The sequence below is a fragment of the Rahnella sp. Larv3_ips genome (assembly GCF_003697865.1).
Classification (GTDB): Bacteria; Pseudomonadota; Gammaproteobacteria; order Enterobacterales; family Enterobacteriaceae; genus Rahnella; species Rahnella rivi.
The window spans coordinates 463911-485651 of the sequence record NZ_MJIB01000021.1 but is presented as its reverse complement, the minus strand read 5'-3'; the positions used below and the strand labels follow the sequence as shown (position 1 = coordinate 485651).

Here is a 21741-nt window from a genome sequence, read left to right as displayed (position 1 = left end):
CGGCCCCCCGCCGACACCGCCGCGCCGCCAGTGGCTCAGCCGGTGCCCTCAGAATATGCGCCCCAGACCGATACCACGCCGGTCAACAACAGCGAGTCGGCAAATGCTGCGGCTGTGGCTGCCGATCCTGCCGCCGCGCCTGCTCCGGTGATCCCGCTGGTTCAGCCGGTCACCAGCAACGTGACCGTCGCCGAAATGGGCCAGCCAAACGGCCTGACCCTCAGCGGCGGCCAGTTACAGTCGGGTATTCTCTTCACCCTGCCTGCGGATGAAGTGGTGACTAACGCCCATCTTTCGCTGGCACTGAAAATTTCTCCCGCGCTTATCGCCCGCGATACCACGCTGGAGCTGATGCTCAACGGCCAGCCGCTGGGCAATCTGCCGCTCAACCAGAGCAGTAACGGCGGCGATGTCTATGAACTGGATATCCCGTCAGCGATGGTGGTATCGAGCAACAACCTGAGCTTTCGCGTGCATGACAGCAACACCATGACCTGCGAGAAAGATCAGTCGGATAAATATTGGGTCACGATTTTGCCTACCACCAGCATTGGTCTGGAAGGTCAGCAGCTGAACATTGGCCGCAATCTGGGCAATTTCCCGCGCCCGTTCTTCGACAGCCTGCAAATGCAGGAGTCTAAAATCACCATGGGCTTCTCCTCGGCGATGAAACCGGGAGATGTCAGCGCAGCGGCGATGGTGTCTTCGTATCTCGGCATGTTATCCGATTATCGCGACGTGGATTTTCCGGTGATCCTGAACGATTTGCCCGATCAGAACGGCATTCTGTTTGGCAAACCGGGGGACAAAATCGGTTCGCTCACCCTGCCGTCCAGCAGTGGTGCATCGATTCAAATCATCGATAACCCGATCAATCCGGTCTACAAACTGCTGCTGGTGCTGGGCAATGATGATAATCAGCTGCGCCAGGCGGCTTACCGTCTGATAAGCGGCGGTATGCCGAACAACACAGATCATCTGGGCGTCACGCAGCAAACTATTCCGTCGAGCAAACCTTACGATGCGCCACGCTGGATAGACACCTCGCGCCCGGTCACGCTGGGCGAACTGGCGGGTAAAGATCCGGATTCACTGATTTCTAACGGCATTTATCACGATGGTATTCAGGTTGCGTTCCGTGCTGCGCCGGATCTGTTCATGTGGGACGGACACAATATTCCGGTGCGCATTGATTACCGCTTCCCGACCGAAAACTGGATCGATGAAGACACCTCACGGCTCAATGTGTCCATCAACAGCAACTTCCTGCGCAGCCTGACGGTCAACAAAGTCGGTCTGGTGGAAAACCTCTGGCGTCGCCTCGGCGGTGACAGTCGTCAGGAACGCTACACCATGCAGCTCGCGCCGTACCTGATTTACGGCGACAACCAGTTGCAGTTCTATTTCGACATCAAACCGAAAAAAGACGCGCCGTGCAGCATTCTGACCAGCGACAACATCAAGAGCCGCATCGATCCGAAATCCTTCATCGACCTGAGCGGAAGTTACCATTTCGCACAGTTGCCGAACCTGTCGTATTTCGTGGGGGCTTCTTATCCGTATTCCAAACTGGCTGATTTCTCGGACACGCTGATGTTGCTGCCACCGCAACCGAGCGCTGATGAAATTCACACCTTGCTGAACCTCGCCGCGCGCGCAGGGAAAGCCACCGGCGTGCCGGTGAGCCATGTGCAGGTTGCCTTTGGCCTGTCGGGTGATGAACAGGGAAACCCGCTGTTTGACCGCGATATTCTGGCTGTCACGACGCTGGGCGACGCCGCCTTCACGCAGCAGCTGCTGGCCGATTCCCCCTTTGGCGTCAACGCGAACTCGATGGGCGTGAAAACACCGACGCAGGTGCAGCGCATGGTGGCCTGGCTGACCGGCGACTGGTATCGCCAGCCGGTGGATGCCGACCGCTATCTGTCGTCAACCGGCGCATGGCGCGGCTTTGTCAGCTTCCGCTCCCGCTGGTCAAACGATCACGTCGTGGTGGTCGCCACGGGGACTGACGATCAGCAGCTGCTGAAAATTCACAACGATCTCAAATCGCCACAAATCAACGCCAACGTGCGTGGCGATCTGGCGATCATCACCGATGAAAACGGCATCCGCAGCTTCTCGGTCGGCCAGCAATTCCCGACCGGACAAATGCCGTGGTACATGATGGTGCTCTGGTACGCCAGCACGCACATCGTGATCCTGTCGCTGATTGCCACGCTGGTTTCGCTGGTGGTGGGCCTGAGCCTGTTCGTCGTTCTGCGCGGGCACGCGGCCAAACGTCTGGGTCAAAAATGAAAAGCCTCGAACGAAGAAAAAGAACAATAAAGGTGGCCGTTACTCCCGGCTATAACCTGGCGATTACCGGAGCTGGAAAATGAAAAAACATAAACTGTCCCTGGCGGTGATCAGGGCTATTTATCTGGTAGGGATCGCCGGAGCCGTAAGTTTCAGCGCCGCCACATTGGCGGCGGACACCACCAATCCGGCCATGAAAGCGCTGTTTGATCAGGCCGCTTACTGGCACGAACGCGCCCATGACGATCTGGCAAAAGACGCCTTGCAGAAAGTGCTGCTGGTCGAGCCGAACAACGCACAGGCGCTGTACCTGATGTCGCTGTACTCCATGCAGAGCGGTGACAAAACGGCGGCGAACCAATGGCGCGAAAAACTCTCGGCTGCCTCACCGGACGATCCGCGTCTGGCCTCGCTCAACAGCGCCAAAGCCATGCAGTCGATTCCTCCGGCGCAGCTCGCCTCTGCCCGCCAGATGGCCGCGCAGGGCAACGTCAGCGGTTCACTCTCGGCCTACCGCACCATCTTCAACGGCAATCAGCCGCTCGACAGTCTGGCGACCGAATATTACCTGACCATGGCGGGCGATAAGTCGCTCCAGCCGCAGGCAATTCAGGGATTACAGCAGCGCGTGGCCTCACGCCCGGACGATACTCAGGCGCGTCTGGCGCTGGGTAAAGTGCTGACTTATCAGGAATCGTCGCGCCGCGATGGCATCAAACTGCTGAGCACGCTGGCGGGCAGTAACAGCGATGCTGACCGGTCACTGCGTCAGGCATTGCTGTGGATGGCGCCGCAGGAAAGCGATCGCGACCTGTATCAGGGCTATCAGGCGCGTCACCCCAATGACACCGGCGTGATGGCCTACTTCCAGAAAAATATCGGCGGCGCAGCCAAAGGTCAGGGCTTTACCGCGCTCAACAGCGGCAACGTCACCGACGCTAAAGCCAAGTTCGAAAGCGTGCTGGCAGGCGATCCGAACGACGCCGACGCGCTGGCCGGTCTGGGGTATATCGCGCAGCGCAGCGGTGATTTCGAAGCCGCCTCGCAATACCTTAGCAAAGCCGCCGCACAGGGCGGCCCGAACAGCGCACAGCTGAGCAATCAGGCGCAGGACTCGGCATTTTATGCCCAACTGGCGAAAGCCAAAGACGCAGCCGGTTCCGGCAGTTACGACGCCGCACTGGCGGCGGTCACGCCGCTGACCCAGGTTGGAGGCGAGAAAGGTCAGTCAGCCGGTTTGCTGCGCGCCGACATTCTGCGCCGTAAAGGCGATCTGGCCGGTGCCGAGCAGCAATACAGCGCGCTTGGCGACAATGCTGATGCCCGCGCCGGGCTGTTCTACGTGCTGCGTCAGCAGAACAAATCTGCCGAAGCCAGCGAAGTATTGAAAACGCTGCCTGCGGATATTCAGAACAAAATGAATCCGCCGAAAGTGGCGGATGTCATCGAGCCGTTACGCCGTCAGGCGGCGCAGGCCGTGGCGAATAACGATCCGCAACGGGCGCTGAATTTACTTCAGCAGGCGCAGGAACGTCAGCCGTCAAACGTCTGGGTTAAACTGGATATGGCGCGCATCCTGCAATCGCAGGGGCAAAGCGCGCAGGCGCAATCCATCATGGCGCCGTCTTCGCGTCCCGGCGCGTCTTCAGCCGATCTCTACGCGGCCGCCTTATTTGCCTCCGAAACCAAAAACTGGTCCACCGCCAGCGCCCTGCTCTCGCGCATTCCGCGTGGCAGTCAGAATCAGGGTATGCGTGAACTGGCACAGCGCGCCAACTTCAATGCGCAAATGGCCGATGCGGAGAACTATCTGCAACAGGGCAACAGCGCGGCCGCCGCCAACACCTTACGCGCACTGGCGCAGAATCCGCCTTCCGCGCCGGCTGACGTCGGTGCGCTGGCGAAAAATCTGGCCGCCACCGGGCAGCTTCCGCTGGCGGTACAACTGGTGCGCCAGAACATGCGCAACGGTGTGAAAGGCAACGCCGGGGATTACGCCGATCAGGTGACGGTGCTGAATCAGGCCGGGCTGAGTAACGAAGCACAGGCCTTCCTGCAAAATCCGGAGATTCAGTCCGGCACCTCACCGACCGCGCTGGCGAATCTGCGCAACGGTTTCGTCATCACTCAGGCCGATCAGCTGCGTGAACAGGGCCAGTATGCCGCGGCTTACGACAAGCTTATCGTCGCCCTGCAGGCCGATCCGCAAAACCGCGATCTGATGCTGGCGATGGCACGCCTGTATCAGTCCGGCAAGCTCAATAAACAGGCCGGTCAGGTCTACAACTACCTGATGACCAACGACACACCGAATCAGGATGCCCGCGTGGGGGCGATCAATATCGCGCTGGGCGAAGGCGATACGGCGCGCGCGCAGCAACTGATGAATGGGCTGACCGGCCCTCGCACGCCGGACCGCCTGTTACTGGCTGCCCGCGTTGCCGAAGCGCAGGGCGACCACCAGCAGGCGATGGCGCTGTTGCGTTCCGCGAAGGGCAAGATGATCGGTCTGGAAGGCGCAGACGGTTCGGCGCAGGTCGCCGGATTGCAGCTTTCCGACAATCCGTTCATCAACCGTTCGACGCGCACCACGCGTTCCACCACCCAGTCCACTTATGGCACGGTACTGCCGTGGCAACAAACCGATCAGACCTCGGTTAACAGCACGGTGCCGGTACCGGGTGCTGCGCCAACCGCCGTGGTGCAGCGTAATGCAACGGAAAAACAGATCGACGACATGCTCGACGATTTGCAGGGCAAAACCGCGACCTGGGCGCAGGGCGAGATGTCGATCCGTGGACGTGACGGCGAAAGCGGCCTCAGTCAGCTGACCGAAGCCAAAGCGCCAATGACTTTCGCCTTCGTGCCGTTCGATACGTCGCGTCTGAGCATCGGCGTCACGCCGGTTTCCCTCAGCGCAGGCAGCCCGGCCGGTACGGCCAATGCCCGATTTGGTCAGGGGGCGCTGGCACAGGCGCAGTCTGCACAGAAAGATGTGGCAGCGGCGGCAACAGCGGCAGGTCTGAACATCGCCGATTACAGCACTTTCGCCAAACTGCAGGCGGCGGCTTCCACCAATTCCAGCGCAAACTGTAGTTCGACCAACGCGGCCTCGGCGCAGTGCGTGGCCTATAACACCATTACGGGTACCGATCCGACCACCTATTCCGCTCCGGATGCCGGTAATCAGAAAGCCACCGGTGTAGAAGTCAACGCCGCGCTGACCGGTGACAGCTATAAAGCCGATGTGGGCAGTACGCCGCTCGGGCAGGATCTGAACTCGCTGGTCGGTGGCGTGCAATGGGCACCAAAACTGACCGACTTCACCACGCTGACGGTCACCGCAGAACGCCGCGCAATCACCGACAGTATTCTGTCTTACGTCGGTACCAAAGATAACTACAGCGGAAAAGAGTGGGGCCAGGTCACCAAAAACGGCGGCAGCGTCAATCTTTCCTATGATGACGGCGACGCCGGGTTCTATGCCGGTGCCGGTTATTACAGCTATCTGGGTAATAACGTGAAGAGCAACCAGTCGGTTAACGCCAACGCCGGGTTGTACGTTCGTCCGTATCGTTACGATGATCGCGAGCTGAAAACCGGCATCAACGTCGGTTACATGGATTTCGACAAAAACCTCAGCTACTACAGCTACGGCCAGGGCGGTTACTTCAGCCCGCAGAACTACGTCAGCGTCTCCTTCCCGGTGGAATACACTCAGAAGTATGACGACTGGGATTTGAAATTGTCCGGCTCTGTGGGTTATCAGTCCTATTCTCAGGATAAGAGCGCCTACTTCCCGAACAACCCGGACTTGCAGAAACAGCTGGAAGATCTGGTGGCCGCGGGCTACGGCACCGAAGCGTACTATTCCGGTAAAACCGAAAATGGTATCGGCTGGAATGCGGGCGTGGGCGGCAACTATCATCTGAACAAGAACATGCAGATTGGCGGACAGGTTGGCTACGATACTTTCGGTGATTACAACGAGAGCAAAGCGCAGGTCTACTTCCGCTATCTGATGGGCCAAAATTAAACCGGTGGAATAAAACCATGCAGGAACAGAACTATACTCAGGTCGCGCAGGATTATTACCGCCAGCGTCACACCACACCGGGCTGGCAAAGTCTGGTGCAGGTGCTATTTTCAGGTATTCTGGCCTCCGCCGACGACGAGGATGGCCGCCGGTTTCTCACGCTGATGGGCGGCAATCTGGCGCGTCAGCATGCGTTACCGGTTTCCGCCACGCTCGGCGAACTGGAAGAAAACATTAATCACCTTCTCAGCCGCTTTGACTGGGGCGTGGTGAAAATTGAAGCCACCCAGCAGCAGCTCACGCTGGTGCACATCGCCTGGCCGGTTTCGCCTCAGGGCGAGAACGACGAACTGTGGCGCATCGCGCTGATTTCGCTGTTTGAAGGGCTGTATGCACAATGGTTGCAGGCGCAAGGCGGGCAACCTTACGTTCCGCTGCGCTGGCAGGAAAGTACACCCGAAGGCGCATTCGTCTTCCGTTATCAAAATGGTTTGTAAGGAATTTTTATGTTGGCATTTCGACGCTACGGCCTGGTGCTGTGGTTCGGTCTGGTTTTCTCATTATTCACCACGGCAGTAATGGCGCAGGATCAGGGCTGGTCAGCCTTCAAAAGTCGTTTCCTGATGCCTGATGGCCGGATCATTGATACCGCCAATAAAAACGTCAGTCACACCGAAGGCCAGGGGTTCAGCATGCTGCTGGCCGTCTTTAACGACGATCAGGCGACCTTCGACAAACTGTGGCAATGGGCGAACAACACGCTGTACCGCAAAGACATTGGCCTTTACTCCTGGCGCTATGACCCGAATAACAGCGTCCACGTGGCCGACAAAAATAACGCCTCCGACGGTGACCAGCTTATCGCCTGGGCGCTGCTGCTGGCGGGCGATAAATGGAGTGATTCGCGCTATACCAAGGCTTCAGAGAAATTGCAGTCGGCGCTGATCAAATACAACGTGATTGATTACGCCGGTTACAAAGTGATGTTGCCGGGCGTGACCGGGTTTAATCAAACCAGCAACGTCACCGTCAATGCGTCCTACTTCATCTTCCCGGCGTGGAAAGCGTTTTACGCTCACAGCCACCTGAAGGTGTGGAAAGATCTGGATGAAAGCGGCACCGCGATGCTCAGCAAAATGGCCTTCGGTGAGTTCCGTCTGCCGACTGACTGGGTTGATATGCAAGCCTATGGCAGCATGAAACCCGCCAGCCGCTGGCCGACGCGCTTCAGTTACGACGCAATACGTATCCCGCTGTACCTCGGCTGGGCACATCCGGGCAGCCCGCAGCTGGCACCGTTCATTCTGTGGTGGCAAAAATCGCCACGCACCGCGACCCCGGCCTGGATTGACGTCATGACCGGCACCAAAGCGGGCTACAACATGTCACCGGGATTACTGGCCATCCGCGACTTCACCATGGCCAATGCCGGTGCAATCAGCCCGAACCTGGCCCCGAAAGACGATTACTACTCTTCAACGCTGCAACTGCTGAGCTGGTGGGCGAGTCAGAAAGGGTAAGTGCGGTTTGAAATAACACTGACTAATTTCGATGGTGTATTGAGTTTATGAGGATCATCGCCACAAAATGGATGTTAATATTCATTTTGTGGCTGCTTCACTATTTGATCATCACCTATCAAATAAGAAATTTTATTATTTTCATCGTGTAGGACCGTCATTATTTCACTATTATCTTTCTCATGGTCTTCCACCTGACAGGTAAATGTCCGTTTCCATTTCAGTAATGAAAGGCCTGAACCCGAACTTTTCATAACGTTGCAAAACAAACCAAATTCTGAAAAATCTCAGAGCACTATATTTTACTTTCAAAATATTTCCTTATTCAGATAGAAGAAATTGTAAAAACCTTCACTGATATAATTCATAAGAATGGTTTGATAAATTCATTCATCACCGAAAATGTAATTTATTTCACCCACTCTTTTACTTGTTACTCGCATAAGAATATTTTTCTCGATACAGCTGTCTTCTGATTTAACTTCATCAAAACAAATCAGATCAGTAGTAGAAAAAGAAAACCATATTGAATCAGCCTCTGAATTTTTTTTGAATCCATCTCCTATATCAAAAATAAAAATATGATAATGGCCGAACTCATCAGCTTTTGGTATTCCATATTTTCCCTTTAAATATAACTGGTTATCTTCCCACCATTTAACTCTTCCTCTCTGAGTCAAAGGGAATTTGTTCACCACTATATCTGTGAATTCATCCCCCTGGTGTACTAATATAACTTCAGGCTCCCTTAAAGAAAGAAGTAAAGAAATTACAAAAAGTAGTATTGCAATAACGAATAGTGTTATCTTAATCCTCATGGCTTACGCCATGAAATACGTATAGTACACTCCATCTCTGTGACGAAAGGTTTGAAAGCCATTTTGTTATAGTGCTGTAAAAAAACCAAATCCTAATAAATCTAAACGAATTATATCCTAATCCCAGAACTTCTCGTTTATCTAGACCGAAGTGTTTTTCTACTTTAGAATGAATTAACTCTTTAAGTGAACTACTGATAAGCGATAGTGATTTAAAAGTTATTTGTGTAGCAAAAGTATCATGTACTGTCATCCCAATAGCATTAACGCTGTCTTTGAATCGGTAAATGTTTGTAACGATCCACCGGCTTATCGACAAGCAATTTTCGCCTGCGGTGGTGATATATATTATTTCTGGCGGTCTGATTTTTGACATATAAATTCCTTTTAAAGAAAAATTTATAATTATTTTTGTGGCGATTGTATTATTTCATCATTCCCAATTCGGATCATCGCTTTTCCGTTTTCCCAATTTTCTATTTCCATAAATATATTTTTCTCAATACAATTTCTCTCGGAATCTATTACCGAAAAACAATAAAGATCGTTGGTTCCAAGACTAAAAAGTGTTGAACCCACAGGTATCGTCTTAAAGCCATTACTCCCATCCCAAATAACGATATTATAGTTTCCATCTGGATCTGGCTTGGGTATTTGGTATTTGTTTTTTAAAGCAAATTTATTTTCATTCCACCACTTTATTTTTCCATACTTTGTTAAATGGAAATTTTTTGCCACTATATCTGTGTAGGCCTCGCTTTGCTGAATAAGCATAATCTCAGGGTTTCTTATGAAAGAGTAATAAAGCGTTATAAATCCCGCCGAGATAAAGATAATCGTCTTTTTCATTTTCATAACTTACACCTTAAAACCTTATGTTATAATCATTCCATTAATTTATAATATATTTTTCATTTAGTAATGTACCTCCCTTCTATAAAATAGTCTGTTTTGTTTTTCATTCCATTACTGATCAGCATAAGAAAACTTTTCTCAATGCATCGATCATCTGACTTAATCTCATCGAAACAATAGAGATCAGTATGTTCAAAACTAAACGAATATAGATTAGCTTCTGTAACTTTCTTAAAACCACCACTGCCATCTAATATAGCAACGTAATAATTTCCATCAGTATCAACTCTGGGTAGTTTATATTTTTCTTTAATTAAATTCTTATGATTTTCCCACCAGTAAATCTTACCCCACCCCGTAATGGGGAAATTTCTTACTATGATAAAGGTACTATCTTCATCTTCTTGAACATAGATGATTTCCGGCTCTCTTGAAAAAAATAAATAAGTGAGTACAAGAATTACAAAGATTATAAGGATAGCGAATTTCTTATTCATCGAATGCCTCCTTTAATAGAAACATTTACTTCCATCTCAGTCGTAAATGGTTTAAACCCAAATTTTTCCCAGCGTTGAAGAACAAACCAGATTCGGAAAAACCGTAAGGTTTTAAATTGAAAATTTGAAATATCTTCTTTATCAAGTCCGAAATGATCCTGAACTTTATAATTAATGGTGGCCCTATAATCATTTTTTATAATAGAGAGTGATGTCAGAGTTATCTGAGTAGCATAAGTATCGTGAACAGTGATACCCATACCATTAAAGTTATCTTTGAATCTTTTGAATTTTGGAAGGACGCAGGACTGTAAATTTTTTCTCAGTAATACCTCAATATTTTTAGGGTAAAGGTTACCTCCAAAATTTATGTTCTTCAGCAGTGTCTCTTTTATAATGTTTAAACTGCTAATCTGGGAATAATCATATTTAATCTGTCTCTCCAGTGCCTTATTTAAAAGATAATCCCTGAATGGTAACCCGCTGTTCTTTTGCATATGGTTGATCATCTTCACGATCAGTCCGCTGTAAACACCATATAATGCGAAAGGCTTAGACAGTTCCCTCATCTCATCAAAAAGAATGTCGCTGCATTCTTTTGTTGAAAGTATGTTTTTTCTTTCTTCGTGTAAATGAATAAAGCGCGACTGTATTTTAGGGAAGTAATCGACGAGAAAAGAAGCGGGCCGGTCTGGAAAATTGCGATCCATAAACGGAGAGAGTTCCATAGATGGATCACGTTTTATCTCTTCAATTTTAGTCAGGGTAAAAGGGTTTACTCTTGCTGAAACATCATCCAGATGGTAGACAGACCGGAGTTGCTGCTCCGTCATATCACCATACTGCAAATCGTCCGAGGATTTCGCTCCTGCGGGGGTTGTATATATTCTGGCAGGCAATCTGATTTGTGACATATAAATTCCTTTTAAATAAACTCAAAGTACTCCATTCATAAAGCAAATAGATAAAATTCACTGATTTTAATTAGCAATAAATTCACGCGGATAATGCATTACACAACTTTGTGGTCAACATTACATTAATATGATTATTTAAATAATCATTGATCTGGATTGCATACTTCAGGAATTAGGCATCCGTGATTTCATCATGGCCTACCCCGGTGCTATCTGCCCAACTCTCGCCTCGAGAGACGATGACTACGCTACAACATTGTCACTGCTGAGCGGGTAGGTGAGTCAAAAAGGAAGGGCCTTTTTGATGAATCACAGTTTAATTAATTTGATAGCTAAAATTAGCCGTATAGCTGTGGCTGTTATAGATATAGCTCGCAGCGTTGCTTAACGACAAAACGTTTCCGCTATAGGTAACATTCACCCGGTTATTCGCACCGGTGCTGATATCCACAATGGTTCCACTTCCTGAAATAAACGGAAAACCTTCCGCCAGCGACTTAACGACGTCACCATTGTTACCCTTCAGTTCCCCCGCCAGATAATATCTGTAATGGAATGGAACCGTTGCGCCACCACTTTGGCTTTCAGTCATGTACAACCACATATGGTCATTGATTTTTTGGGTGCGGAGCAATTTATCTCCGGCGGGATCATCTACGCTATGACTAAGCCACCAGAAACCAATGACCAGAAGTAACAGCGTAAGGGTCACAACACGATGCAGCCATTTAATAGCCATTCTGAATGGCATAATCGATCCCTTCTTGTATGTTGCGCTGATCTGTCGGGTCATCGCCATATGGCGGCTTTTGAGTCCATTTTCCCCACTCAGGTTTCGATGTTCCTGCGCGTCCTTGCGCAAACCCTGCGCCCATAAGGAGTGTATTTGCCGGTATACCTGCTGCTGTTCCTGCAGCACCGAAGTTAAAATTCCCGAAGGCCGCCCAGTAAGGATCATACGCTTTATAATCCCAGGGGCCGTGGTTCCTCACTTTCTGATAAAACCAATAATATGTACTTGCTGTCGCCATGTTTCTCGATGTTCCATGCTGCCTTGATTCTCTCATATTATTTTGAATAACCAGAGAACCGGGTCCGGATAGGGGAACGGATGCCATCATAAACGTCCTGTTATTGTAGGGTGAAAGCATCATATCAATAGCCCATCAGCCAACGTGTCTGAAAATCGCCCACAAAAAAGCCCGCTTTCGCGGGCTTATTCATTTTTGGATTTCAGCGCTTCAGCCAGATTTATGCGACAGTCTGCGCAGTGCCATTTTCATCCTGATCCACTGCAAAACAGGCGACAAGCTGGTCGCCGTACTGTTTCAGCTGTGGCTGGAACTGTTTGCAGGTGCCGAAGGCGCGGCGGCAGCGGGCGTTGAACGCGCAACCGGCTGGCGGATTCAGCGGGCTTGGCAGCTCGCCGGTCAGTTTGATGCGTTCGCGGCGTTCGTCCGGGTTCAGACGTGGCGTCGCGGAAAGCAGTGCCTGGGTGTACGGATGGCGCGGATTGCTGAAGATGGCGTCTTTCGGCCCCTTCTCCACGCAGCGGCCAAGGTACATCACCATCACTTCGTCCGCGATATGTTCTACCACCGACAAATCGTGTGAGATGAACACGTACGACAGCCCCAAATCCTGCTGCAAATCCATCATCAGGTTCAGCACCTGCGCACGTACGGAAACGTCGAGCGCAGAAACCGGTTCGTCGGCGATCACCACGTCCGGATCCAGCATCAGACCACGGGCGATAGCAATACGCTGACGCTGGCCGCCGGAGAACATGTGCGGATAGCGGTCGTAATGCTCATTTTTCAGACCGACTTTCGCCATCATCGCCAGTGCTTTTTCACGGCGTTCGGCGCTGCTCAGCCTGGTGTTGATCAGCAGAGGTTCTTCGAGGATCTGGCCGACTTTCTTACGCGGATTCAGCGATCCGTAAGGATTCTGGAACACGATTTGGATCTTCTGACGGCGCAGCTTTTCCGCTGTGGCATCAGGTTTAAGCAAATCCTGCCCGCGATAATAGAGTTCACCGCCGGTCGGCACTTCAATCATGGTCAGCAAACGGCCCAGCGTGGATTTACCACAGCCAGATTCGCCCACCACGGCCAGCGTTTTGCCGCGTTCAAGCGTAAACGACACGCCGTCGAGCGCTTTTACCGTGCGTTCCGGGGCGAACATCCCTTTCTTCACCGGGTAATGTTTTTTCAGGTCAATCGCGTGCAACAACGGCTGCGATGCGGTGTTATCAGGACTCATAAAGTAGGTCTCCCGGCATCATCCAGAGGATAATGGCACTTCGACTGACGCCCGTTCGCGAGGTCACGCAGCGCCGGTTCTTCTTTGCGGCAAAGATCGGTGGCATACGGACAACGCGGATTGAGCAGGCAGCCGTCAGGACGGTCATATTTGCCCGGCACCACGCCCGGCAGTGACTGCAAACGCGCCTTATCTGCCGCGAACTCCGGCAGCGAGCGCAGCAGCGCCTGGGTGTACGGATGGCGCGGCGCACGGAAAATCTCCGTGGCTTTTGCCGATTCCACGACCTGACCGGCATACATCACGATGATGTGTTGTGCGGCTTCCGCCACCAGCGCCAGGTCATGGGTGATCAGCATCAGTGCCATGTTCTCTTGCTGTTGCAGCTCAAGCAGCAGTTCGATGATTTGCGCCTGAATGGTGACGTCGAGCGCGGTCGTCGGCTCATCGGCAATCAGCAGTTTTGGACGGCAGGCGATCGCCATCGCGATCATCACGCGCTGGCTCATGCCGCCGGAAAGCTGGTGCGGATAGACGTCGAGGCGTGAAGCCGGGTCAGGAATACCGACCAGGTTCAGCAAATCGATGGTGCGCTGACGACGGGTCTTTTTATTGCCACCCTGATGCACTTTGATGGCTTCCATGATCTGGAAACCTACGGTGTAACAAGGGTTGAGGCTGGTCATCGGATCCTGGAAAATCATCGCGACTTCGGCACCGACAATCTGGCGGCGCTCTTTTTCGCTCATGCTTTTCAGGTCGCGGCCACCAAACTCCAGCTTCTCAGCCATCACTTTGCCGGGGAAGTCGATAAGGCCCATCAGCGCCAGTGAACTCACCGATTTGCCGGAGCCAGATTCACCGACAATCCCGACCACTTCGCCCTGTTTTACGCTGTAGCTGATACGGTCTACGGCGCGAAACGGCGTGCCTTCATCACCAAAGTGTACGGAAAGCTTATCGACGGTCAGCAGCGTTTTGCCAACCGGTACGTCTTGAATCAATGTGGTTTCCATCTCTCGTCCCCTACTGCTTGAGTTTAGGGTCAAGGGCGTCGCGCAGGCCGTCACCCATCAGGTTAAATGCCAGTACCGTCAGCAGGATGATCACGCCGGGGAAGGTCACAACCCACCAGGCACTTTGAGCAAACTGTAAGACGTCGGACAGCATCGTGCCCCACTCCGGCGTAGGCGGTTGCGCGCCCATGCCGAGGAAGCCGAGAGCCGCCATATCGAGGATGGCGTTGGAGAAACCGAGCGACGCCTGAACAATCAGCGGCGCTAAGCAGTTAGGTAAAATGTTGATGAACATCTGGCGGGCCGCACCGGCCCCCGCCACGCGCGATGCGGTCACGTAGTCGCGGTTAACTTCCACCAGCACCGCCGCGCGGGTTAAACGCACGTAGTGCGGCAACGCCACGAAGGTCAGCGCCAGCGAGGCGTTAACGATCGACGGGCCGAAAATCGCCACCAGCACCAGCGCCAGCAGCAGGCTTGGCAGGGCCAGCATGATATCCACCACGCGCATGATGATCGCATCGATCACACCGCCGTAATAACCGGCAAACAGGCCGAAAATCACGCCGAGGATCAGCGAAAGCACCACCACCAGACAACCGACCAGCAGCGACAGGCGCGCGCCGTACATCAGACGCGACAGAATATCGCGACCCACGTCATCGGTGCCGAGCAGGAATTTCCAGCTGCCGCCTTCCATCCAGACCGGCGGACGCAGCAGCGCGTCACGGAACTGTTCAGCGGGCAGATGCGGTGCGATCACATTCGCCCCGATCGCAATCACCAGCATGATGATGATGTAAGCCAGGCCGGTAACGGCCCCTTTATTACGCTTGAAGTAATGCCAGAATTCGCGCAACGGCGGCATCGGCACTGGCGCAGCCGTCACGATTTCATTCGCGACGGGCTCTGTAACCTGAGACATTTTGCGCCCCTTATTTTCTGTGACGAATACGCGGGTTGACCACGCCGTAGAGCACGTCTACCAGCAGGTTAACCACGATGATCAAAGTCGCGACCAGCAACACCCCGCCCTGCACGACCGGATAGTCGCGGCGCTGGAGTGCGTCGATCAGCCACCGGCCCAGCCCCGGCCAGGAGAAGATGGTTTCCGTCAGGATAGCTCCGCCGAGCAGCGTCCCGACCTGCAAACCAATGATGGTCACCACCGGCAAAAGCGCGTTGCGCAGTGCGTGGACGACAATCACCCGCATACGGCTGACGCCTTTGGCGCGCGCGGTACGGATATAATCTTCACCCAGCACTTCCAGCATGGAAGAGCGGGTCATACGCACGATAACGGCCAGAGGAATGGTGCCAAGCACCAGCGCCGGCAAAATCATGTGCATCACGGCGTCTTTAAAATCGCCCGGCTCGCCCCAGATGAGGGAGTCGATCAACATAAAGCCGGTCAGCGGCATGCTGTCATCAAGGAAGACCGTATCGCTTATTCGCCCCGATACGGGCGTGAGGTTGAGCTGTACCGAAACCAGCATCACCAGCATGATCCCCCACCAGAATATCGGCATCGAATAGCCGGTCAGTGAGATGCCCACCGCCGTGTGGTCGAATATAGATCCCCGCTTTACCGCTGCCAGTACACCCACCGGGATGCCGACAAGGATCGCGAAAATCATCGCGCAAATGCCCAGCTCCAGCGTCGCTTTGAAACGCGGGACAAACTCCTGCCAGACAGGCGTTCGGCTTTTTAAGGACGTGCCCAGGTCGCCGTGCAGCACCCCGTTCACATAGTGGAAGTATTGTTGATAAAGAGGCTTATCGAGCCCCATATCTGCCATTAACTGGGCATGACGCTCGGGGGAAACACCGCGCTCGCCTGCCATGATGGTGACCGGGTCGCCTGGTATCATGTGTACGAAGGCAAAAGTCAGCAAAGTTATGCCGATAAACGTTGGGATAACTAACCCCAAACGTCGGAGTATGAACTGAAACATATCCCGTACTCTCTGTATAAAATGCCCGGAGAACCGTAGCTCGCCGGGCTTATTGTGGCTCACATTTCTTTCTTGAGAATCAAAGCTGTACTGAATGGCCCGCGAGCACCACATAACGCAGCTCACGGGTTATTATTCAGCAGGCGATCACTCCATTGAGACGTTTTCGAAGTGATGCTTGCCAAGCGGATCAACCACATAGCCTTTAACTTCTTTACGAACAGGTTCGTACACAGTGGAGTGAGCGATGATCAGCGCAGGTGCCTGGTCATGCATCACAACCTGAGCCTGCTGGTACAGCGCAGCACGTTTGGCATGATCGGATTCAGCACGAGCAGGCTGGATCAGATCTTCAAACGGCTTGTAGCACCAGCGGGAATAGTTGGAACCGTCTTTAGCTGCGGTGCAGCTGAACAGCGTGGCGAAGAAGTTGTCCGGATCCCCATTGTCCCCGGTCCAGCCCATCATCACAGACTGGTGTTCGCCCGCTTTTGCACGCTTGAGGTATTCGCCCCACTCGTAAGTGACGATGTTGGCTTTCACGCCCACTTTCGCCCAGTCAGCCTGGATCATTTCAGCCATACGACGTGCGTTCGGGTTGTACGGACGCTGTACCGGCATTGCCCACAAATCGATAGTGAAACCGTCTGCGTGACCTGCTTCTTTCAGCAGCTCTTTGGCTTTTTCAGGATTGTATTCGTAATCCACCACGTCTTTGTTGTAGCCCCACATCGTTGGTGGGATCAGGTTTTTAGCCGGCTGGCCAGCACCCTGATAAACCGCATCAATGATGGCTTTTTTGTTCACAGCCATGGTCAGTGCCTGACGCACTTTCACTTCATCTAACGGTTTTTTCTCAACGTTGAAGGACAGATAACCGACGTTCAGACCTGGCTGTTGCATCAGGTTGATGGTTTTATCTTTCTTCATGGCAGCGATGTCAGCCGGGTTCGGGTACGGCATTACCTGGCATTCGTTTTTCTGCAATTTCGCATAACGCACGGAAGCGTCAGGCGTGATGGAGAAGACTAAACGGTCGATCTGCGGCTTGGTGCCCCAGTAGCCTGGGAAGGCTTTGTAGAGGATGCGTGAATCTTTCTGGTATTGCACAAGCTGGAACGGACCGGTACCGATCGGATCCAAATCGACTTTCTCAGGGGTTTTGGCTTTCAGCATGTTGTCAGCGTATTCCGCAGAAAGGATTGACGCGAAGTCCATCGCCAGGTCAGCCAGGAATGGAGACTCAGGGCGGTTCAGTACGAACTGCACAGTGTTGTCGTCCACTTTCACGATCTTGTTGATCAGATCGCCCATGCCCATACCTTCGAAGTATTCGTAGCTGCCGCCAGACACACCGTGGTAAGCGTTATTTTTGTCCAGCTGACGCTCGAAGGAGAACACAACGTCGTCCGCGTTGAAATCACGGGTCGGTTTGAATTCCTTGTTATCCTGCCATTTCACGCCTTTGCGCAGGTGGAAGGTGTAGGTTTTGCCGTCTGCCGACACGTCCCACTTTTCAGCCAGACCGGACTGAATTTCTGTGGTCCCGATCTTAAACTCAACCAAACGGTTGTAGATAGGCACGGAGCTGGCGTCATACGTGGTGCCTGAGGTGAACAGCTGAGGGTTGAAGCCTTCAGGTGAACCTTCAGAACAATACACTAACGTTTTTGCCTGCACGCTTGCCGCAACGGTCAGCGCAATCAGGCCCATACTGAATTTCAGTAGCCCCGACTTACCTAAAGAGATTGTCATCGCTTCTGCTCCATTGATGAATGGTGATGTGGATGTGTGTGTTGTGTTTTGCAGCTCACGGCACCCTTTATTTTTATTTGCGGGTGACTGTGTTGGTTGTGCGCTGCAATAAGTCCAACCAGAGCATGGTGAACTGCCATTTTTTTTCCATCGAACTGTAAAGCGGGCTTTACAGATCTTTACCGGAAATAATCACTGGTCTTCCTTGGGGCTATCAATTTGGCAACTCCTATCCCTGACGTCAATATAACCATCAGGCATTTACACAGACTGTGAGTAACAGCAAACAAACATAAAAAAACATTCTGTTAACCAAATCAGGATGAATGTTCAGTTTTTGAACCCAAAACCCACACAATCAACTTTGTAAAAGAATATTCACGGGTGTTTCACTCATATTAAATCCCTAAAAATTTCTCGCTAAATGATGAATATATGAACGGTTATTTTTGAGATAGGGGTGGAAACCAGCGGAAAATGCTGGGAAGAGCCGCGATTGTCGCAAAGCTGTCATAAAAAGCGTCCGCCAGCGGCACCGGCAAAACACCCCAAAATGGCGCAAATGTGCCGTGATGGTGCATCTCCTCCGACACCCCCTTCCTGCTTATTTTTTCAACGAAAGCGCGCGCAAGGGCTGAAATATATCGAAACGATCATGTTTCCCAAATTTGAATTCTGGCGTGTTTATTGCTTTGCGCGATAGATGCAGTATCCGGTCAGCATTTTGCAAAACGAAAATGCAGGTTTAAGAGGCAATCTGACGCAGATTTGCGGCACGTAACGCATAAACGATCACGTACATTCGGGGCATTTGCATTACCAATGCATTTGCATTACCAATGCATTTGCATTACCCTGCCGAAATCGCTCAATTAAGCATCACAAGGAGTCTCGTCTATGCCTGCCTCAGTCACATGGGGAATCAAACTCGAAGCCGAGTCTAAAGTGACCCGTCGCTTTCAAACCACCATCCCCGCAGCCATACGCAAGGCGTTAAATCTTAGCGGGAACGATCGCATTCAATACAAGATCTTACCGGACGGACAGGTGGTTATTTCGAGGCAACTCGAAGAACCGGAAGATCCTGTCATCAATGCCTTTCTGGATTTCGTGGCGACGGATATGCTCAATCATCCGGAAAATATGCAAACGGTGACCTTATCTCTGCATGAAAAGATGAGTGTACTGACCACTGGCGTTGCCGTTGACTTTGAGAGCCCGCTTTCTGACGATGATGAGTAAAGGACTATGCATAATCAGGCCATGGAGAGTAATGGGTGGACGCTGCTCGCTCACCCGTTGATTCTGCAACAGATAGAGAAACTCACCGAGCAGGTCGTACAGCTGCGCCGTAAAGACCCTGTGGGTTACAAAAACAGGAATGCGACCAAGAGACTGGCGGCGATTAATAAGTTGATGTTTGAAGTCATCCCGCAAGACCCTGCCCGGGCGGAGTTTCGACAGGGAGATACGTTAGGCGGGGAGTTTACTCACTGGTTCAGGGCAAAATTCTTTCAGCAATACCGTCTTTTTTTTCGCTACAACTTTAAAAGCCGGATCATCATTTACGCATGGGTTAATGATGATAAAGAACTGCGAGCCTATGAGAGTAAAACAGACGCTTACCGGGTATTTCGCAAAATGCTCAAAAGCGGTGAGCCGCCTGACAGCTGGGTGGCGTTGTATGAAGCAGCAAAAAAGGAAAACCTGAAGGAAGAAACAACCTGAGGGGTATCGTACAAAACAAAAAGCCCGCAACCAGAAGGCTGCGGGCTTTTCGTTATCTGATGACTGAATGCATCATCAGACGGGGATATGGTCGGCGAGAGAGGATTCGAACCTCCGACCCACTGGTCCCAAACCAGTTGCGCTACCAAGCTGCGCTACTCGCCGAGTGGGGCGCATCTTACTGCGACGGTTTCAGAGCGTCAACGGCTTTTTAATGCATATTCACCGACTGCCCAGAAATCATCCGATACGCCGCCAAATTAACCTATAACTTCTGATCCGTCTGAGGTTTTGCACACCAGTTGTTCGCCGGATTGATGCCACCGTCCGGTGAGGTGTAACCCAGGCAGCCCAAAATTGAATCGAACAACTCAACATGACGCTTCTTCGCCCCGACGCGTTGCTGCGCCTGGAGCTGCTCGAACGCCTCTTTATGATCCGGCTGCTCGAGGAAACTGTCGGATGCCCACACCATCATCGGCACGCGGAACTGCTCCGGCGGCGCCATCTCGCGCGGTGTTCCGTGCAGATGTGAGTTTTCATCAATGGATTCGCCGTGATCGGACGCGTAAAACACCAGCGCTTTCTTATCACGCAGCTGATCTATCACGTTGTCGATAAAGGTGTCGGTGTACAACACGCTGTTATCGAAGGCATTTATCAGCTCATCTTTGGTACAGGTGTTGCTCTTACACTCCGGCGTATAACGTGCGTAGCTGCGCGGATAACGCTGAGAGTAGAGATAATGCGAACCTTTGGTATGCAGGATCACCAGATGTTTGCCTTTCGGATGATTTTTCAACGACTCCTGTAATTCATTCACCAGCAACATATCGTCCACCGGCTTACCGTCATTACGCTTTTCAGAGGCGATGATTTCACGGAAGGAGAAATTGTTGGTGTTGGCATTGTTGTAGAACCACAACTCGCTTTGCATCGCGAACAGTTCAGAGGTGAAACCTAATGATTTCATCACTGCAAAAATGTTCTGCTCTTTCAGGGTGCGCTGAGGATTATCTTCCGTACCGCCTTCCCTCACGAACATACAGCGCAGAGAGAGCTTGGTCGCCGTGTCGCACGACGTCCCGCGAAACGCCACCAGATTCTTCTCTTTCGACAGGCGCGGCGTGGTGTCGCGCTCGTAGCCCAGAATACCCATATGATCCCAGCGCGTGGTTTCACCGATGATAAATACCACATAGGTATCGTCGATATCTGCCGGTGGCACGTAGGTAAACTCTTTCGCCGGATCAAGGAAATGGCTGGCATCCTGACCTTCATCCACCTGGGTATAGGCATATAAACCCAGCGCGGCCAGCCAGTTAGACGGTAAATAAGAGTGGGCGACAACGCCGCCATAGCTCGGCAAATCGACGTTGGTTTTCTTCTCGTTCACACTTTGTTCGTGATCGAGATACCGCAGCGGCAGCCAGACCAGCAATGCCGTTGCCAGCAGAACCATCAGCGGCAACGCACGCTGCCCCGGTGTTTTAATCTGCTCAATCAGCGTCAGCCGCAGGTTGTTTTTCCAGATCAGGAACAGCGGGATCGCACTGACCAGCGCCATCCAGACAAACAAATGCAGGCCAATGATCTCTTTGCTGAGGTCAATGTCAGTGGTCATCACCGACACCACGATGCCGTAGCCGATCACCACATTGAACATCACCATGTAATAGCTGGCGGCGACGGAAATCAGCACCAGCAGGCTGGCGACGATGCGGAAAAACAGCCGTCCGCCCAGTGACACCAGGCGCAGTACGAAGAAGGTAAACAGCACGATGGCGCAGACTTCAGTGACAGCCTGCATCAGTTCAATGGAAGTGAAGTGATTAATTAAGGCGGCAAAGCGGCGCTGAAACACGGAGACATTCAGGAAAATGCCAATATAAATCGCTAACAATAATGAAATATTTTGCTGCGATAGAGTCTTCACTCTATTCATGTAATGTGGTTTTCCGGGAAGTTTTTTGAAAGATTCTGAATCATTGTGACATGTTTATGCCCGGCGAGTTCACAGATTATGCTGAGATTACGTTTATATACACACCGGCCAAATGCCTGAGCGCAAGCGCCCTGCA

At 52.0% G+C, this 21741-nt stretch carries 19 protein-coding genes, 1 tRNA gene and 1 pseudogene; 6 read left to right on the top strand and 15 right to left on the bottom strand.

The features are described 5' to 3' along the window. From bcsB to ED901_RS21750, 4 genes are all read left to right on the top strand, one after another. Nucleotides 1-2298 (top strand): cellulose biosynthesis cyclic di-GMP-binding regulatory protein BcsB (bcsB, locus tag ED901_RS21765; RefSeq protein ID WP_122097212.1); only part of this gene is annotated, 2298 nt, incomplete at its 5' end. Between the two features lie 79 nt (nucleotides 2299-2377). Further along, nucleotides 2378-6334 (top strand): cellulose biosynthesis protein BcsC, encoded by a 3957-nt coding sequence (locus ED901_RS21760; protein WP_122097211.1) that lies wholly within the window; start codon nucleotides 2378-2380, stop codon nucleotides 6332-6334. Between the two features lie 17 nt (nucleotides 6335-6351). Then, entirely contained in the window at nucleotides 6352-6831 is a 480-nt protein-coding gene (gene bcsD / locus ED901_RS21755) for a cellulose biosynthesis protein BcsD (RefSeq protein WP_122097210.1), read from the top strand. A gap of 9 nt (nucleotides 6832-6840) precedes the next feature. Continuing rightward, on the top strand, nucleotides 6841-7854 hold the full coding sequence (locus tag ED901_RS21750; RefSeq protein ID WP_122097209.1) for a glycosyl hydrolase family 8: 1014 nt from the start codon (nucleotides 6841-6843) through the stop codon (nucleotides 7852-7854). Nucleotides 7855-8034: 180 nt separating this feature from the next. Here ED901_RS21750 and ED901_RS25570 read toward each other — a convergent pair whose 3' ends face one another. The 13 genes and pseudogenes from ED901_RS25570 to dppA form a co-directional block, all read right to left on the bottom strand. Further along, nucleotides 8035-8166, bottom strand: a complete 132-nt coding sequence (locus tag ED901_RS25570) for a DUF3289 family protein (RefSeq protein ID WP_256370291.1) — start codon at nucleotides 8164-8166, stop codon at nucleotides 8035-8037. 74 nt (nucleotides 8167-8240) lie between these two features. Further along, on the bottom strand, nucleotides 8241-8672 hold the full coding sequence (locus ED901_RS21740) for a DUF943 family protein (RefSeq protein ID WP_122097207.1): 432 nt from the start codon (nucleotides 8670-8672) through the stop codon (nucleotides 8241-8243). Continuing rightward, nucleotides 8669-9048, bottom strand: a pseudogene (locus ED901_RS21735) (DUF3289 family protein). Before ED901_RS21735 ends, ED901_RS21740 begins: the two are co-directional and overlap by 4 nt. Before the next feature lie 29 nt (nucleotides 9049-9077). Beyond that, nucleotides 9078-9527, bottom strand: coding sequence for a DUF943 family protein (locus tag ED901_RS21730; RefSeq protein WP_122097206.1), 450 nt, complete (start codon nucleotides 9525-9527; stop codon nucleotides 9078-9080). Between the two features lie 56 nt (nucleotides 9528-9583). After that, entirely contained in the window at nucleotides 9584-10024 is a 441-nt protein-coding gene (locus tag ED901_RS21725; RefSeq protein WP_122097205.1) for a DUF943 family protein, read from the bottom strand. Continuing rightward, entirely contained in the window at nucleotides 10021-10938 is a 918-nt protein-coding gene (locus ED901_RS21720; protein ID WP_122097204.1) for a DUF3289 family protein, read from the bottom strand. The genes ED901_RS21725 and ED901_RS21720 overlap by 4 nt, the downstream gene beginning before the upstream one ends. A gap of 319 nt (nucleotides 10939-11257) precedes the next feature. Further along, a complete protein-coding gene (locus ED901_RS21715) occupies nucleotides 11258-11692 on the bottom strand; it encodes a hypothetical protein (RefSeq protein WP_205965132.1) in 435 nt (144 codons plus the stop codon). Beyond that, nucleotides 11670-12062: a polymorphic toxin type 44 domain-containing protein gene (locus tag ED901_RS21710; RefSeq protein WP_238485180.1), complete on the bottom strand. Its 393-nt coding sequence runs from the start codon at nucleotides 12060-12062 to the stop codon at nucleotides 11670-11672. Before ED901_RS21710 ends, ED901_RS21715 begins: the two co-directional genes overlap by 23 nt. Before the next feature lie 130 nt (nucleotides 12063-12192). Next, nucleotides 12193-13206, bottom strand: a complete 1014-nt coding sequence (gene dppF / locus ED901_RS21705) for a dipeptide ABC transporter ATP-binding subunit DppF (protein ID WP_122097202.1) — start codon at nucleotides 13204-13206, stop codon at nucleotides 12193-12195. Next, a complete protein-coding gene (gene dppD / locus ED901_RS21700; protein ID WP_122097201.1) occupies nucleotides 13203-14222 on the bottom strand; it encodes a dipeptide ABC transporter ATP-binding protein in 1020 nt (339 codons plus the stop codon). Before dppD ends, dppF begins: the two co-directional genes overlap by 4 nt. 10 nt (nucleotides 14223-14232) lie before the next feature. Then, on the bottom strand, nucleotides 14233-15147 hold the full coding sequence (dppC, locus tag ED901_RS21695; protein WP_056775740.1) for a dipeptide ABC transporter permease DppC: 915 nt from the start codon (nucleotides 15145-15147) through the stop codon (nucleotides 14233-14235). A 10-nt stretch (nucleotides 15148-15157) separates the two neighbouring features. Continuing rightward, entirely contained in the window at nucleotides 15158-16177 is a 1020-nt protein-coding gene (gene dppB / locus ED901_RS21690) for a dipeptide ABC transporter permease DppB (protein ID WP_056775743.1), read from the bottom strand. Nucleotides 16178-16324: 147 nt separating this feature from the next. Next, nucleotides 16325-17932 (bottom strand): dipeptide ABC transporter periplasmic-binding protein DppA, encoded by a 1608-nt coding sequence (gene dppA / locus ED901_RS21685; protein WP_122097200.1) that lies wholly within the window; start codon nucleotides 17930-17932, stop codon nucleotides 16325-16327. Between the two features lie 897 nt (nucleotides 17933-18829). Here dppA and ED901_RS21680 point away from each other — a divergent pair. Further along, nucleotides 18830-19174 (top strand): type II toxin-antitoxin system PrlF family antitoxin, encoded by a 345-nt coding sequence (locus ED901_RS21680; RefSeq protein WP_122097199.1) that lies wholly within the window; start codon nucleotides 18830-18832, stop codon nucleotides 19172-19174. A 6-nt stretch (nucleotides 19175-19180) separates the two neighbouring features. Beyond that, nucleotides 19181-19660, top strand: coding sequence for a type II toxin-antitoxin system YhaV family toxin (locus ED901_RS21675; protein ID WP_122097198.1), 480 nt, complete (start codon nucleotides 19181-19183; stop codon nucleotides 19658-19660). Nucleotides 19661-19748: 88 nt separating this feature from the next. Here ED901_RS21675 and ED901_RS21670 read toward each other — a convergent pair. After that, nucleotides 19749-19825, bottom strand: a tRNA-Pro gene (locus tag ED901_RS21670). Between the two features lie 100 nt (nucleotides 19826-19925). Beyond that, complete coding sequence (gene eptB / locus ED901_RS21665; protein WP_122097197.1) at nucleotides 19926-21605, bottom strand: kdo(2)-lipid A phosphoethanolamine 7''-transferase; 1680 nt, start codon at nucleotides 21603-21605, stop codon at nucleotides 19926-19928. Between the last annotated feature and the right edge of the window lie 136 nt (nucleotides 21606-21741).